The sequence below is a fragment of the Flexivirga sp. B27 genome (assembly GCF_052905685.1).
The window spans coordinates 36751-50668 of record NZ_JBPYUM010000007.1 but is presented as its reverse complement, the minus strand read 5'-3'; the positions used below and the strand labels follow the sequence as shown (position 1 = coordinate 50668).

Sequence of the window (13918 nt, the reverse complement as noted above, 5' to 3'; positions counted from 1 at the left end):
GTCACGCCGCGACTGACGGCACCACCTCTCGGTGGCTGTAGGCCCACCCGGGGGAGCGCAGCAGGTACGACCAGCGTTCGGTCCAGCTCTCGGCGTGCGCGACCTGGGTGAACATGTCGACCCACTCGTTCCCGGCGATCTTCGCCGGGTTGAAGGTGTCGATGTTGGTGGTCAATCCGTAGACCGGCTGGGCGTTTTCGGGCTCGAAGGTGCCGAAGAGCTTGTCCCAGAGGATCAGGATGCTGCCGTGGTTGCGGTCGAGGTATTCGCTGTTGGTGCCGTGGTGGACACGGTGGTGCGACGGGGTGTTGAGGAAGCGCTCGAACCGGCCGGTCGAGCGGATCGCCTCGGTGTGGATCCAGAACTGGTAGATCAGGTTGATCGCCCGAGCGTTCATGATGTGCGCCGGTCGCACCCCGAGCAGCGCGAGGAGGCTGTAGGGAACGTAGAGCGTCAGCGAGTCGCCCCACGGCTGTCGCAGAGCCGTCGACAGGTTGTATCGCTCGCTGGAGTGATGGACCGAGTGCATCGCCCACATCCAGCGGACCTCGTGGTCGAAGCGGTGGTTCCAGTAATAGATGAAGTCCCAGCCGAGCACGGCCAGTGTCGCGGGTAGGACGCCGTCGCCGAGATCCAGTGTGGTCAGGTCGAAGAGCTTCTGCCCGGTGGTGGTGGCGCCCCACTCGGTCGCGACGACAAGTGCTGTCGAGGCCACGGCGACAGCCGCGACACCGCCGGTGATCCGGCGCAGAACCGGCTTGGTGTGCTGCCCTTCTGGCGCCGGCGTGCTCTGCTGCAACGCGCGAGTGTCCCAGTCGGCGACGCCCGCCTCGCCGAAGTCGTCGCTGCGCAGCTTGCGCACCACGTCGACTGCGGTGGTGACAGCCGTCGCGCCGACCGCGATCGTCATGGCCGCCTTGGCTGCCTTGCCGCGCCCCGCGAGCGGTCCGAGCAGCGCTTTGGAGACATATGGCGCTACGAGCGACCCCAGGCCCATCGACAAGCTGGCCATGGTGTCCTTGAACTCGTAATCGCCCGCGCGTGTCCCCGGCTCGACGGGATGCTGGCGTTGCCAGGCGTATTCGGCGGCCATCGATCCGATGAACGCCGGAATTGCCATGACTGTGAGGTCCAGCTTCATACCTCCAGTGTCGCCGAAACCGGCGCGCGTTTCAGGCGTTCACCGCGTAGGTTTCTGCAGGTGATCGCACAGCTCTCGCCGGGACGGCGTACCGACCTCGGCATCCTGAAGCTGCAGGATGCCGAGATCACCGATCGGGGTGACCACGTCGTCATACGCTCGCCGCGCAACCCGCTCTTCCACTGGGGCAACTTCGTGTTGGTGACTACGGGCGACCCGTCGGATGCCGACCGGTGGCTCGGGGTGTTCGCGGCCGAGTTCCCCGATGCCGCGCATGTCGCGATCGACCTGCCCGGAGTGCCCGACCCCGCCGGGTATGCCGCCCATGGCATCGAGATCGAGAGCGACGACGTGTTGGTCAGCGACGCGCTGCCCCAGCTGCGGCCGCTGTCGACCGGGTATGTCGCTCGCGAGCTGCGCTCCGACGACGACTGGGAGCGGCTGATCCGCCGCAACGTCGAAGAGAATCGACTCACAGGGGAGCATGAACCCGTTGGTTACGAACGCTATTCGCGCGATCAGGCAGCCGAGCGTCGCGAATTGGTCGAGGCGGGGCACGCGGCATTCTTCGGCGCCTTCGCCGGCGCGGAGTTGGTTGCCGACCTCGGCATCGTGGTGCTCGGCGACACCGCTCGATATCAGTCCGTCGGCACCCATCACGAGCATCGGCGCAAGGGTTTGGCAGGTCACCTGCTCGGCGTCGCGGCGCAGTGGGCGGGGGAGCGAGGCGCCCGCGAATGGGTGATCGTCACTCAGGCGACGAACCCGGCCGGTCGGCTCTATCGGTCGCTCGGTTTCACGGAGGCGGCGCAGAACGTGCAGGCCTATCGGGCGCCTTCGGGACGTGCTGCGGGGGACGAGCGCTGACGGTCAGGCCCTGAACTTCGGCGGCACGTAGAAATTCTCCGGCGGGATCTCGCGTCCGGTGGTTGCGTCGATGATCCGGATGCGGTCGTCGCGCTCGATCGCCAGGTCGCTGCCGACCGGGAAGTCGTAGATGCCGATGAGTGCCGGCTCAATGGCACACACCTGGTTGAAGTCCATGATCACGAACGGGTTGCCGTCGTTGATGTAGTCCTGCGTGTCGTGCTCGCCGAAGATGCGCCAGCCGTTGTCCGCGGGCGCCTGGGACTCCTGGCGATGCATGAATTTCACCCGGCCGACGCCGTCCCGGACATGTGTCGTCACCAGGCACGCGCCCGCCTGAGGGATGAACTCCACCCGCTCGTCGCGGGTCGGCTCGTCGGACGGCTTGTCGCTCTTCTTGCGGAACCCGAACGCCACGGCATACTCCTTCACCTTGCAGCTGGGCGGCTGGTAGCTGGCAGCAGTCTGCCAGGCCCGGCGGTGGCGGGCGCCAGCCGATCAGGTGGTGTCGTCCTCGTGGTCTCGGGTGCGTAGGCCGTGCTCGAAGAGGACGTCCATGAGGGTGCGTTCGGGGTGTGAGTTGGTCGGTGGTGGTTGGCCGGGTGGTGCGGGTGGTCGGCTGTGCGTGGTGAATCCGGCGGTCCGGATGGTGGTGTGGCCGGCGTGTCCGGTGACTCGGTAGTCGGGGTGTTCTTTGGTGTAGTTGCAGCGGGCGCACAGGCCTTGGCCGTTGCGTTCTGATGTTTCGCCGTCGTCGGTGTGGCGGGTGATGTGGTCGGTATGGCGCACCGGCGCCGAGCACCAGGGGGTGCGGCAGGTCTGGTCGCGAAAGAGGATCAGCCTTGCCAGGAGTCCGGGGTAGGTGCGGGCTCGGGTGTCCATGCCGACGATGTCGCCGGTGCCGGGGTGGGTGAACAGTCTGCGGATTTGTGGACCGGTGGGGTCGCCGGTGGCGACCCATTCGCGGACCAGGTCGGCGGGGACGGGGCCGTAGCCGGGCACGTGCGCCGGGGTGTCGCCGAGGAGGGTGTCGGTGGGCAGGATGAGGTTGACGGTGACGCCGAGGGGGTTGTGGTGGCGGGCGCGTCCGGTGATGCGTTCGGTGAGGGTGTCGGCCATGACCTGGTCGCGTGGCCTCGCGTCTCGGCCCTGAGTCTCGGCGTTGGCTTTCTCGGTGTCAGCGGCATTGTTGAGTGCGGCCATGCAGGCCAGGCCGTCTTTGACGGGTAGGAGTGCGGACAGGCGGCACATGTTGTCGGGTGCGGGTCGCAGGCTGACGCGGCGGTCTTGCTCGGCGTGTTTGCGGCGGTCGGCGATCGCCTCGGGGGCGACCTGGCAGGCCTGTTCTTTGGCGAGGTGTGCCAGCCGGCGGCCGGTGACGGTGCCGAGGTCGTCGCGGATGCCGTGATCGACGTGGGCGCGTTCGGCATGCGTCAGTCCGGAGGTTACCTGCACGACCTGGTGCGCGTCGTGTTCGGAGATGACCCCGGAGGCGAGCGCGGACAGGGTGTGGGGCATGTCTTTGACGAGGGCGTGGGCCAGGTTCACGAAGTGGCTGCCGCGGTGTGGGGTGCACCGGCGGGCGAACCCGACCTGGGACCCGACCAGGCGTTTCGTGGCTTTGCGCGCGATCCCGCGTCCGTCGTCGCAGTCGCGCTGCTGCTCGTGGGCGGTGACTACGACGTGTGCGAGGCGGGCGCTGATCGCGTTTTGCAGCTCTGACAAGGCTCGTGCTTGCGCCCACAGGTCCTCGGTGCCCGCGCCGTCGCCGTCGGCAGTGGTGGTGGCGGCCGGGAGGGGTTCGTCGAGGCGGTCGTGGAACGCCCGGACCGTGGCAGCGTCGAGCACCGGAGCGCCGTTGCTGTCGTTCGATCCGAGTTCGTTCATGTGTCCTGCATATCTGCTTGAGTGCAGTAGGCTGAGATATGGTCTCGAAACCCGTTGGTGGCATTGACTACCCGCGCAGCTACCAGGAATTCCGATCCTGGTTCCCCGACGATGCAAGCTGCCGCGAGTATCTGGGTGGGTTGCGGTGGCCAAACGGCTTCTCTTGCCCGGAGTGCGGTGGTGGCGACTTCTGGCGCACCGGCGCCGGCCTGTGGATGTGCGCCGAGTGCGGGCGCAAGACCTCGTCGACCGCGGGAACGATCGAGCCTGTCAAGATTTCTGTGTAAGTGATGCGGTCGGTGTTGGTTAGTTGAGGTAGGGCTCGACGCGGTCGGGGTAGCTCAGGAAGAGCTCGTTGATCGCTTGTTTCCAGTTCGTCACGACAGCTCCTTCGACCAGGCGGGGCACTGATTGACGCTTCGCACCGCGGCCGGCTTGTTTCGCGCGTTCGCGATCGCGTTTGTCCTCGATGTTGCGAATCGCGAGCCATAGCAACTTGATTGCCGCGTCGTCGGAGGGGAACTGGCCACGGTTCTTGATGATCTTGCGCAGCTGGTAGTTCAGCGACTCGATCGCATTGGTGGTGTAGATGACCCTCCGCACGGCCGGCCCGAAGTCCAAGAACGGGGTGAACCGCTCCCACGCGGATGTCCACGTCGCGACTGCCGCCGGGTACTTGGCCCCCAGCGGTGACGCGGCCAGCTCGTCCAGCGCCGCACGCGCTGCAGCCTCATCGGCCGCGGTGTAGATCGGCTTCAGCGCCTTAGTGAAGGCCTTGTAGTCGCCGTAGGCCACGAACCGCATCGAGGCCCGGATCAGGTGGACGGTGCAGGTTTGCACGACACTGTGCGGCCACTGGGCTTGGATCGCTTCGGGCAGCCCGCTCAGCCCGTCGCAGCAGATGATCAGCACGTCCTTGACGCCACGGTTGGCCAACTGGGCGCACACCCCAGCCCAGAACTTCGCGCCCTCGGCAGCTTGGATCCAGATGCCCAGCACGTGCTTGACGCCATCGATGTCGACGCCGACCGCGACGTGGGCGGCGCGGCGGGACACATGCCCGCCGTCGCGGATGTTGATCATCAACGCGTCCAGGTAGATCACCGGGTAGAACGGCTCCAACGGGCGCGACTGCCAGGCTTTGACTTCCTCGCCTATCGCGTCGGTCAGGTTGCTGATCGTGTCGTGCGACAAGTCAGCGACGATAGTGGAGACCAGGTGGTGGCGGATAGCGCGGATCGTCATCCCGCCGGCGTACAAGCTGATGATCATGTCGGCCAGCCCGCCCAATTGGCGGGCGTGTTTGGGCACCAGCGCCGAGGCGAACGACCCGGCACGATCCCGCGGCTGATCGACGGTGACGTCGCCGACCTCGGTCGCCACCGTCTTGGGCGTGGTCCCGTTGCGTGCGTTCGTCGTGCCCTCAGGGCGACGTTCGTGCTTGTCGTAGCCGAGATGATCAGTCAGTTCGACATCCATTCCGCGTTCGAGCGTGGCCTTGAGCAGCTCGCCCATCAACCCGTCCTTGCCCGTCAACGGCACACCCTGCTCCCGTGACCGGGAGACCATCTCGTCCACGAATTCCTCGCTGAACAAGGCCCGCCCGAGCTTGCGAGCCTCCGGTTCCAGATCCTGCTCGTCCTTCTTCGGCTTCTTCGTCACAGTCATCAGTCTTCCTTCCGGATCAAGACCGATCACTTACACAAAAGATCTGACACCCTCGAACGATCTTCCACCGCTCACATACGCCACTGTCGACCTGGTTCGCCGCGATCTGGTTCGTGACCGCCAGCAAGAACGGCGTATCGGCCCAAAGCCTGCAGGACACACTGGGATTCGGCTCCTACGAGACCGCCTGGGCGTGGCTGCACAAACTGCGTCGTGTCATGGTCCGCCCTGATCGAGACCTGCTGGGAGGCCTCGTCGAACTCGACCAGAGCTTCCTTGGTGGGCGCACCCGGCAGACCGACGGCAACGGCACGAACAAGGCTCCGATCACTATCGCGGTCGAACGCACCGCAGCGGGCCGCCTGGGCCGCGTGCGGCTCCAGGCCGCCGAACACGCCGGTGGCCTGGACATGATCGACTTCGCCACCGAAGTCGTCGAGCCCGGGTCCACGATCCACACCGATGGAGCGCGAATGTTCAAGCGCTTCACCGAACTCGGATACCACCACCAGGCCAATCACTCCACCCGCCAGGGCCGCACCGTCCCCGATCCCGACACCGTGATGCCAGGACCCCACCTGGTCTCCAGCCTGTTGAAACGCTGGACCGCCGGCACCCTGCACTACCGCGTCAGCGACCAGCACCTGCCCTACTACCTCGACGAATTCACCTTCCGGTTCAACCGCAGAACCTCACGAGCACGCGGAATGCTCTTCTACCGACTACTTCAACAGGCCGTCGACAGCGACCCCTACCCGCTCAAAGACCTCGTCGGCGGCGGATAACAACTGCATTCAAGCAGAGATGCAGGTCATGTGTTCGAGTATGTCATGAATCATGAGTAATGACAACAGTTTTCGTCATCGGATGTTATCCACATCCCTCTGACGGGCTGCATGAAATGGCGAGGGGATGTGGACAACTCCCGGGGCGCATCGCGGGCAGAATATGACCGTGACCACGCTCGCGGACGATGACGTACTGGATCTGTTGGACTACGTCTGGAAACGCCTGCAGCAACGCATTGACGGCTTGTCGGACGCCGAGTGGGCCTGGCTTCCTGCCCCGACCGAACCGGAGATCAGCATCCGTTGGCGACTGGACCACATCACGGACCTGTTGACCGCGCCGCGGAATTGGCTCTGGTTGGGTCTCGCCGTACCGACCGGGAAGGGCACGGCGACTGCGGCGGAGACCGCGGCATCGGCTCGCAGCTCCATGTCCGCTGCGTACGAAGATTTCCGAGCGATCCTCACCGGTGGCGCGGTCGACCTCGACGCCGAGATTCGTGTGGGAGAGCGTTCGTTCCCGTCCGACACCGGGCGCGCCTTCGTGCTGCACGTGGCCGACGAACTCATCCACCACGGCGCGGAAGCCGCGCTGCTCCGGGACCTGTACGCCGCCAAGTAGTCAGCACCAGCCGGAAACAAATCCCAGCAGGTATGTCGATCTCCGCCACCACCGTTCGTGTAGGAGATGACACGCTGGCACGAGGCCGGCGTCGGACACGAGGAGAACGTCATGGCTCAGTACCTGCTCAAGATGATCCAGCCCGTCGGTGAAGTGCCCGACCAGTCCGTGCTCGGGCCGATCATGGAGAAGCTCGGCGCCATACAGCAGGAGCTCGCGGCACAGGACTCGTGGGTCTTCGGCGGCGGCCTGCACCAGCCCGAGACCGCATCGATGGTGCGGCCCGGTGCGGGCGCTCCCGTCGTGACCGACGGACCCTTCGCCGAGGGGTCGGAGTTCGTCGGCGGCATCACCATCATCGACGTCGCGGACCTCGACGAGGCGCTGCGCTGGGCGAGCCGGTATGTCGAGGCGACCGGGCTGGCCCAGGAGGTCGCACCCTTCATCGGTGGTGAGCCGGGCGCATGACAGCCGACGTCGGTGACGTGTTCCGCAGTGAATACGGCCGCGCGGTCTCGGTCCTGACCGGCGTCCTCGGCGATCTCGATCTCGCCGAGGACGCCGTGCAGGCGGCGTTCGAGGTCGCCATCAGGCGGTGGCCGGAGGACGGAGTGCCACCGAGCCCCGCCGGCTGGATCATCACCACCGCCCGGCGGCAGGCGATCGACCGCATCCGGCGGGAACAGAAGCGCGACGCCAAGGAAGCGGCTGCGCTGGAGTTGCTGGAGCAGCAACCCGAACCCCGGGAGCTGCACGAGATGCAGGGGGCGCACGCCGTGCCGGACGACCGACTGCGGATGTTCTTCACCTGCTGCCACCCGGCGCTCGCCCCGGCCGCGCAGACCGCGCTCACGTTGCGCATCCTCGGCGGCCTGACCACGGCCGAGGTCGCTCGCGCGTTCATCACCAGCGAGCCGACGGTCGCGCAGCGAATCGTCCGGGCCAAGGCCAAGATTCGCGATGCGCGCATCCCGTTCCGGGTGCCCGACGATGCGGAGTTGCCCGACCGGCTGGGTGGCGTGCTGCGCGTGATCTACCTGATCCTCACCGAGGGTCACCTCGCGACCGCAGGCGATGACCCGGTCCGTGACGACCTCGCGACGGAGGCGATCCGGCTGGCCCGCCTGCTGCGCGAACTCATGCCGGACGAACCCGAGTCGCCGGTCTGCTCGGCCTGCTGCTGCTCACCCACGCCCGCCGCCCGGCCCGGCTGGCCGCCGACGGCGAGCTGGTCCCGCTCGACGAGCAGGACCGCACCCGCTGGGACGGCGCGCTCATCGCGGAGGGTCACGACCTGGTCCGCGGCTGCCTACGTCGCAACCAGCCGGGCAGCTACCAGATCCAGGCCGCGATCGCCGCTGTCCACACCTCCGCGGCCCGCTTCGCGGACACCGACTGGCGACAGATCGTCGCCCTGCACGACCAGTTGGCCGTGGTCGACCCGAGTCCCGTCATACAGGTGCATCGGGCCGTCGCCGTCGGCGAGCTGGACGGTCCCTCCGCCGGTCTGGCGGCCCTCGAGCCGCTGGCGGTGGATGCCACGATGCAGCGGTATGCCGTCCTCCACGCCGCGCGGGCCCGGATGCTCACGCTCGTCGGGCGTATGACGGAGGCCGACACGGCATACGAGAGCGCCATCGAGCGGACCGGCAATGCAGCCGAACGCCGAGACCTGGAGCGGCGCCGCGCGGCAGCCCGATCGTGACCGACCGCAGGGGCCAACGACCAGACCGACGACCCGCTCGACCCGCAACGCCCGGTAGCATCGCCGCGGGGTGCGCACGTGCACGCGTGCCCTGAACCCGCGCCATCAGGAGTCTCATCCCGTGACCGCAACACCCGCAGCCGTCATCGTCCTGTCCGCAGGAGACGGCACCCGGATGAAGTCGCGACGCAACAAGGCACTGCACGCCATCGGCGGACGCACCCTCGTCGGTCACGCGGTCAGCGCGGCCGTCGGCACCGGAGCAGCGCACGTTGCCGTCGTCGTCCGGGCACAGAAGGAAGCGGTGTCGGCCGCCGCCCGTGAGATCTCCGAGGACATCGTCATCGCCGAGCAGGACGACGTCTACGGCACCGGCCGGGCGACCGAGTGCGGCCTGGAAGCACTGCCGACGGGGCTGGCCGGCACCGTTGTCGTCACCCTAGGTGACACCCCGCTGCTGACCGCCGAGACCCTCGGTGCGCTCACTGCTGAGCACGAGAGCGCCGGCGCCGCGGTCACGGTGCTCACCGGTGTGCTGCCCGACGCGTCGGGCTACGGGCGGATCATCCGCGACGAGACCGGTGCCGTGCAGGCGATCGTCGAGCACAAGCAGGCCACGCCCGAGGAGTTGCAGATCGGCGAATTCAACTCCGGCGTCTTCGCTTTCGACGCCACCGTGCTGCGTGAAGCGCTCGCCGAGGTCGGCGTGCACGCGCAGGCGGGGGAGAAATACCTGACCGACGTCGTCGAGATCGCCGTCGGTCGCGGGCTGCGCGTCAACGGGCACGTGCTCGAGGACCTGTGGCAGACCGAGGGCGTCAACGACAAGGCCCAGCTGGCCCGCCTCGGCAAGGAGCTGAACCGCCGCACCCTGGATGCATTGATGCGGCAGAGCGGCGCGATCGTCATCGACCCGGACTCGACCTGGGTCGACGTCGGGGTGAGCGTCGGGCAGGACACCGTCATACATCCGGGATGCCAGCTGCACGGTGCCACGACGGTCGGTGCCGACTGCGAGATCGGCCCGGACACCACGCTGACCGACACCGAGGTCCAGGACGGCGCGAGCGTGGTGCGGACCGTCGCCCAGCTGGCGTTGATCGGCCCCGAGGCCACCGTCGGCCCCTTCTCCTACCTGCGCCCCGGCACCGAGCTGGGTCGCGGCGGCAAGGTCGGCGGCTTCGTCGAGACCAAGAACGCCCGCATCGGCGACGGCGCGAAGGTGCCGCACCTGACCTACTGCGGCGACGCCACGATCGGCGAGGGCAGCAACATCGGCGCCGGCACGATCTTCGCCAACTACGACGGCGTCACCAAGAGCCACACCAACGTCGGCAAGCACAGCTTCGTCGGCAGCAACTCGGTGCTCGTCGCGCCCGTCGACATCGCCGACGGGGTGTATGTCGCGGCCGGCTCGGCGATCGTCAAGGACGTGCCTGCGGGGGAGCTGGGCGTCGCGCGCGGACAGCAGCGCAACATCTCCCGGTGGGTCGACCGCAAACGCCCCGGCACCGCATCCGCGGCAGCCGCACAGGATGCCGCCGGCGCACGGCAGGAAGGGTCACAGCCGAAATGACAACTGGCATGAAGCGCACCACGGAGAAGAACCTGATGGTCTTCTCCGGTCGCGCACACCAAGAGCTCGCCGAGGCGGTCGCGGATGACCTCGGGACGCAGTTGGTGCCGACCGAGTTGCGCGACTTCGCCAACACCGAGATGTACGTGCGCTTCGACGAGTCGGTGCGCGGTTGCGACGCCTTCGTGATCCAGAGCCACACGGCACCGATCAACAAGTGGATCATGGAGCACCTGCTCATGGTCGACGCGCTGAAACGAGCCAGTGCCAAGCGGATCACCGTCGTGACGCCTTTCTACGGTTATGCGCGGCAGGACAAGAAGTCTCGCGGCCGCGAGCCGATCAGCGCCCGGTTGATGGCCGACATGTTCAAGACCGCAGGTGCCGACCGGCTGATGACCGTCGACCTGCACACCGACCAGATCCAGGGCTTCTTCGACGGCCCGGTGGATCACCTGCAGGCCCTACCGATTCTCACCGGCTACGTCAAGGACAAGTACGGCGCGGAGGACCTGACGGTCGTCTCGCCGGACGCCGGCCGGATCAAGGTCGCCGAGCAGTGGTCGCGGCGCCTGGGCGGCGCGCCGCTGGCGTTCATCCACAAGACCCGCGACGTCACCCGGTCCAACACCAGCGTCGCCAACCGGGTCATCGGTGAGGTCGAGGGACGCACCTGCATCCTGGTCGACGACATGATCGACTCCGGCGGCACGATCTGCCACGCCGCGGACGCCCTGATCAAGGACGGTGCTGCGAGTGTCGTCATCGCCGCGACGCACGCGATCTTCTCCGACCCGGCCGTGCAGCGTCTGCAGGACTCCGTGGCCCGCGAGGTCATCGTCACCGACACGTTGCCGATCACCCCGGAGAAGCACTTCGACAAGCTGACGCCGTTGTCGATCGCGCCGTTGCTCGGCAAGGCGATCCGTGAGGTCTTCGAGGACGGCTCGGTGACCTCGATGTTCACGCCCTGACCTCGGATTTGGGTGGCCGCGGGCCCGCGGCATACGATGTCTGCCGCCAGCCTCGGCGAGGGACGAGCCACGAACGTCGTCCGTGATCGACAAGGTGTGCACCTGCGGCCATTTGCGTATGCCGCTGCCGCGCGCCGGATCTCGATCTCGCACCGCTCGCGCCGCGTCCCGCGTCGAGGCAGCCACTTCCATTCAAAAGCTGCTCGACGAAACGAGGAAAACCCATGGCTCTCAAAGAGATCCGTCTGGACGCGGAGCTCCGCACCGAGTTCGGCAAGGGCGCGGCACGCCGCATCCGTCGCGCCGACAAGATCCCGGCCGTGCTCTACGGCCACGGCAACGACCCGGTGCACCTGACCCTGCCGGGGCACGAGACGATGCTCGCGCTGAAGCACGTCAACGCGATCCTGACTCTGGAGTTCGACGGCAAGCGCGAGCTGGCCCTGGCCAAGGACGTCCAGCGCGACGCCATCAAGCCGATCATCGAGCACGTGGACCTGGTCATCGTCAAGCGTGGCGAGAAGGTCACCGTCGACATCCCGGTCCACGTCGAGGGCGAAGCAGCACCGGAGACCAACGTCGTCCTGGACACCGTCACGCTGACCGTCGAGGCCGACGTCATCGCCATCCCCGAGCTCTTCACCGTGTCGGTCGAGGGACTCGAGGCCGGCAGCCAGATCCTGGCCAAGGACGTCGAGCTGCCCGAGGGCGTCAGCCTGGTCGCCGACGAGGAGCTGCTCGTCGTCAACGTCAGCCAGCAGATCTCCGCCGAGGAGCTCGAGGAGGAGCTGGCCGAGGCCGAGGACGAGGCCGGCATCGAGAAGGACGAGTCCGAGGACGAGGCCGCCGAGGGCGACTCCGGCGAGGCCGCAGAGGGCGACTCCGACGAGAGCTGAGCTCCACAACACGACGATGCGGCCCCGGTCCTGTGCACAGGACCGGGGCCGCACCCGGTCTCACTCCGGACGCGAGCGAGCAGCCGGAATGCGTTATCTTCAAAGCGTTTCAGCGATCCTGATAGGACCCCACGTTGGTTGACGAAGCACCCTGGCTGATCGTCGGTCTCGGCAACCCGGGCCCGAAATACGCCGGCAACCGCCACAACATCGGCGCCATGGTCATCGACCGTATGGCGACCGATGGCGCGGCGAGCTTGCGCGCGCACAAGGCGGGCGCGCTCGCGGCGTCGATCCGCGTCGCCGGGCGTCCGGCGATCGTGGCGACGCCGACGAGCTACATGAACGAGTCGGGCGGCCCGGTCGCGGGGCTGATGCGCTTCTTCAAGGTGCCGCTCGAGCAGCTCGTCGTGATCCACGACGAGCTGGACATCGACTTCGCGACCCTGCGGCTCAAGCGCGGCGGCGGCGAGGGAGGTCACAACGGCCTGAAGTCGATCACCAAGTCGGTCGGCAGCAGGGACTACCTGCGGGTTCGTGTCGGCATCGGGCGGCCTCCGGGGCGGATGGACGCTGCGGCATACGTGCTGAAGGACTTCAACGCGAGCGAGCGCAAGGAGTTGGACTTCCTGGTGCCCGACGCAGCCGAGGCCGTCGAGATGATGATGATCAAAGGCCTCACCGACGCCCAGAACGTCATCCACGCCCGCTGACGCTCGCGCCGCTGTCGCAGTCTCCGTCTAGAATTGATCCCGACAACCCCGTCTCGCCTGCGAACGGGGCCCTTTTGCGTGTCTGCTCCCGCAGCCCGCGATGTGTGAAGGAGCTGCTCACCGGTGAGCTTGCAACCCGTGCTCGATCTGCTCGCGCGTGACGAGGCCGTCGCGCGGTTGATGTCGCACGTCGGCACCGCCGACGTCGTCGACATCGCCTGCGCATCGGGCGCTCGCGGGCCGCTGACGGCCCTCGTCGCACAGGGCGGAGGCGACCGCCCTGCACGGACCGTGCTCGCGGTGACCGCCACGGGGCGTGAGGCGCAGGACCTGGCAGCGAGTCTGCGCGGCTTCCTGCCCGCCGAGCAGGTCGTGGAGTTCCCCAGCTGGGAGACGCTGCCGCACGAGCGGCTCAGTCCGCGCAGCGACACCGTCGGTCGTCGGCTGGCCGTGCTGCGCCGGCTCGCCCACCCGGACACACAGGACGAGGCATATGGCGAGATCGCTGTCGTCGTCGCCAGCGTGCGTGCACTGATGCAGCCGATCGCCAAGGGGCTGGGGGACCTGGCTCCGGTGTCGTTGCGGATCGGGCAGGAGGCGGAGCTGCCCGACGTCGTCGAAGCGTTGGCCGGTGCGGCATATACCCGGACGGACTTGGTCGAGCGACGCGGTGAATTCGCCGTGCGCGGAGGCATTCTCGACGTTTTCCCACCGACCGAGGAGCACCCGGTCCGTGTCGAGTTCTGGGGAGACACGGTCGAGGAGATCCGCTGGTTCAAGGTCGCCGACCAGCGCAGTCTGGAGGTCGCCGAGCACGGCCTGTGGGCGCCGCCGTGTCGTGAGTTGTTGCTGACCGACGACGTCCGGCAACGTGCTGCGACGCTCGCGACGCAGCTGCCGGGCGTGCAGGACATGTTGCTCAAGGTCGCCGAGGGCATCGCGGTCGAGGGCATGGAGTCGCTGGCACCGATCCTGCTGGCGGGTGGGACCGCCGGCGGCATGGAGACCCTGCTCGACGTGGTGCCGGACGGCACCCACGTGCTGGTCGCCGACCCGGAGCGGGTGCGCACGCGTGCGCACG

General features: G+C 67.5%; 11 protein-coding genes and 4 pseudogenes. 11 read left to right on the top strand and 4 right to left on the bottom strand.

Annotation, left to right across the window (positions count from 1 at the left end; all coding sequences use genetic code 11):
* Nucleotide 1: 1 nt before the first annotated feature.
* A complete protein-coding gene (locus ACSZL9_RS18770) occupies nt 2–1141 on the bottom strand; it encodes a sterol desaturase family protein (protein ID WP_446667053.1) in 1140 nt (379 codons plus the stop codon).
* A 60-nt stretch (nt 1142–1201) separates the two neighbouring features.
* Here ACSZL9_RS18770 and ACSZL9_RS18765 point away from each other — a divergent pair, with 60 nt between their 5' ends.
* Nucleotides 1202–2008 carry a GNAT family N-acetyltransferase gene (locus tag ACSZL9_RS18765; RefSeq protein WP_446667052.1) on the top strand — a complete coding sequence of 269 codons (807 nt, stop codon included), beginning with the start codon at nt 1202–1204 and terminating at the stop codon, nt 2006–2008.
* Between the two features lie 3 nt (nt 2009–2011).
* Here the strand turns inward: ACSZL9_RS18765 and ACSZL9_RS18760 are convergent, their stop codons facing one another.
* Both ACSZL9_RS18760 and ACSZL9_RS18755 read right to left on the bottom strand, forming a co-directional pair.
* Nucleotides 2012–2425, bottom strand: a complete 414-nt coding sequence (locus ACSZL9_RS18760) for an immunity protein Imm33 domain-containing protein (protein WP_446667051.1) — start codon at nt 2423–2425, stop codon at nt 2012–2014.
* 81 nt (nt 2426–2506) lie between these two features.
* A complete protein-coding gene (locus tag ACSZL9_RS18755; protein ID WP_446667050.1) occupies nt 2507–3895 on the bottom strand; it encodes a DUF222 domain-containing protein in 1389 nt (462 codons plus the stop codon).
* 38 nt (nt 3896–3933) lie between these two features.
* On the opposite strand from ACSZL9_RS18755, the pseudogene ACSZL9_RS18750 reads away from it, so the two are divergent.
* A pseudogene (locus ACSZL9_RS18750) lies at nt 3934–4158 on the top strand (transposase); the annotation flags it as partial.
* Between the two features lie 43 nt (nt 4159–4201).
* On the opposite strand, the gene ACSZL9_RS18745 reads toward ACSZL9_RS18750, so the two are convergent.
* Nucleotides 4202–5563: an IS256 family transposase gene (locus ACSZL9_RS18745; protein ID WP_446667049.1), complete on the bottom strand. Its 1362-nt coding sequence runs from the start codon at nt 5561–5563 to the stop codon at nt 4202–4204.
* A 56-nt stretch (nt 5564–5619) separates the two neighbouring features.
* Between ACSZL9_RS18745 and ACSZL9_RS18740 the strand changes: the two are divergent.
* The 9 genes and pseudogenes from ACSZL9_RS18740 to ACSZL9_RS18700 all read left to right on the top strand — a co-directional run.
* Nucleotides 5620–6336 (top strand): annotated as a pseudogene (locus ACSZL9_RS18740) (IS1595 family transposase); the annotation flags it as partial.
* Nucleotides 6337–6517: 181 nt separating this feature from the next.
* Nucleotides 6518–6973 (top strand): DinB family protein, encoded by a 456-nt coding sequence (locus ACSZL9_RS18735; RefSeq protein ID WP_446667048.1) that lies wholly within the window; start codon nt 6518–6520, stop codon nt 6971–6973.
* A gap of 66 nt (nt 6974–7039) precedes the next feature.
* Nucleotides 7040–7441, top strand: a complete 402-nt coding sequence (locus ACSZL9_RS18730; protein ID WP_446667047.1) for a YciI family protein — start codon at nt 7040–7042, stop codon at nt 7439–7441.
* Nucleotides 7438–8216 (top strand): annotated as a pseudogene (locus tag ACSZL9_RS18725) (RNA polymerase sigma factor); the annotation flags it as partial. The gene ACSZL9_RS18730 and the pseudogene ACSZL9_RS18725, both read left to right, overlap by 4 nt.
* Before the next feature lie 583 nt (nt 8217–8799).
* Nucleotides 8800–10254, top strand: a complete 1455-nt coding sequence (gene glmU, locus ACSZL9_RS18720) for a bifunctional UDP-N-acetylglucosamine diphosphorylase/glucosamine-1-phosphate N-acetyltransferase GlmU (RefSeq protein ID WP_446667046.1) — start codon at nt 8800–8802, stop codon at nt 10252–10254.
* Nucleotides 10251–11228, top strand: a complete 978-nt coding sequence (locus ACSZL9_RS18715) for a ribose-phosphate diphosphokinase (RefSeq protein WP_446667045.1) — start codon at nt 10251–10253, stop codon at nt 11226–11228. The genes glmU and ACSZL9_RS18715 overlap by 4 nt, the downstream gene beginning before the upstream one ends.
* A gap of 224 nt (nt 11229–11452) precedes the next feature.
* Nucleotides 11453–12124 carry a 50S ribosomal protein L25/general stress protein Ctc gene (locus ACSZL9_RS18710; RefSeq protein ID WP_446667044.1) on the top strand — a complete coding sequence of 224 codons (672 nt, stop codon included), beginning with the start codon at nt 11453–11455 and terminating at the stop codon, nt 12122–12124.
* Between the two features lie 134 nt (nt 12125–12258).
* A complete protein-coding gene (gene pth, locus ACSZL9_RS18705) occupies nt 12259–12837 on the top strand; it encodes an aminoacyl-tRNA hydrolase (protein WP_446667043.1) in 579 nt (192 codons plus the stop codon).
* Nucleotides 12838–12960: 123 nt separating this feature from the next.
* Nucleotides 12961–13918 (top strand): annotated as a pseudogene (locus ACSZL9_RS18700) (transcription-repair coupling factor); the annotation flags it as partial.

Bases quoted from the DNA above. Each gene is read 5' to 3' on its own strand.
- ACSZL9_RS18770 (WP_446667053.1), bottom strand. From the start codon at position 1,141: ATGAAGCTGGACCTCACAGTCATGGCAATTCCGGCGTTCATCGGATCG.
- ACSZL9_RS18755 (WP_446667050.1), bottom strand. From the start codon at position 3,895: ATGAACGAACTCGGATCGAACGACAGCAACGGCGCTCCGGTGCTCGAC.
- ACSZL9_RS18745 (WP_446667049.1), bottom strand. From the start codon at position 5,563: ATGACTGTGACGAAGAAGCCGAAGAAGGACGAGCAGGATCTGGAACCG.
- ACSZL9_RS18730 (WP_446667047.1), top strand. From the start codon at position 7,040: ATGACACGCTGGCACGAGGCCGGCGTCGGACACGAGGAGAACGTCATG.
- ACSZL9_RS18715 (WP_446667045.1), top strand. From the start codon at position 10,251: ATGACAACTGGCATGAAGCGCACCACGGAGAAGAACCTGATGGTCTTC.
- ACSZL9_RS18710 (WP_446667044.1), top strand. From the start codon at position 11,453: ATGGCTCTCAAAGAGATCCGTCTGGACGCGGAGCTCCGCACCGAGTTC.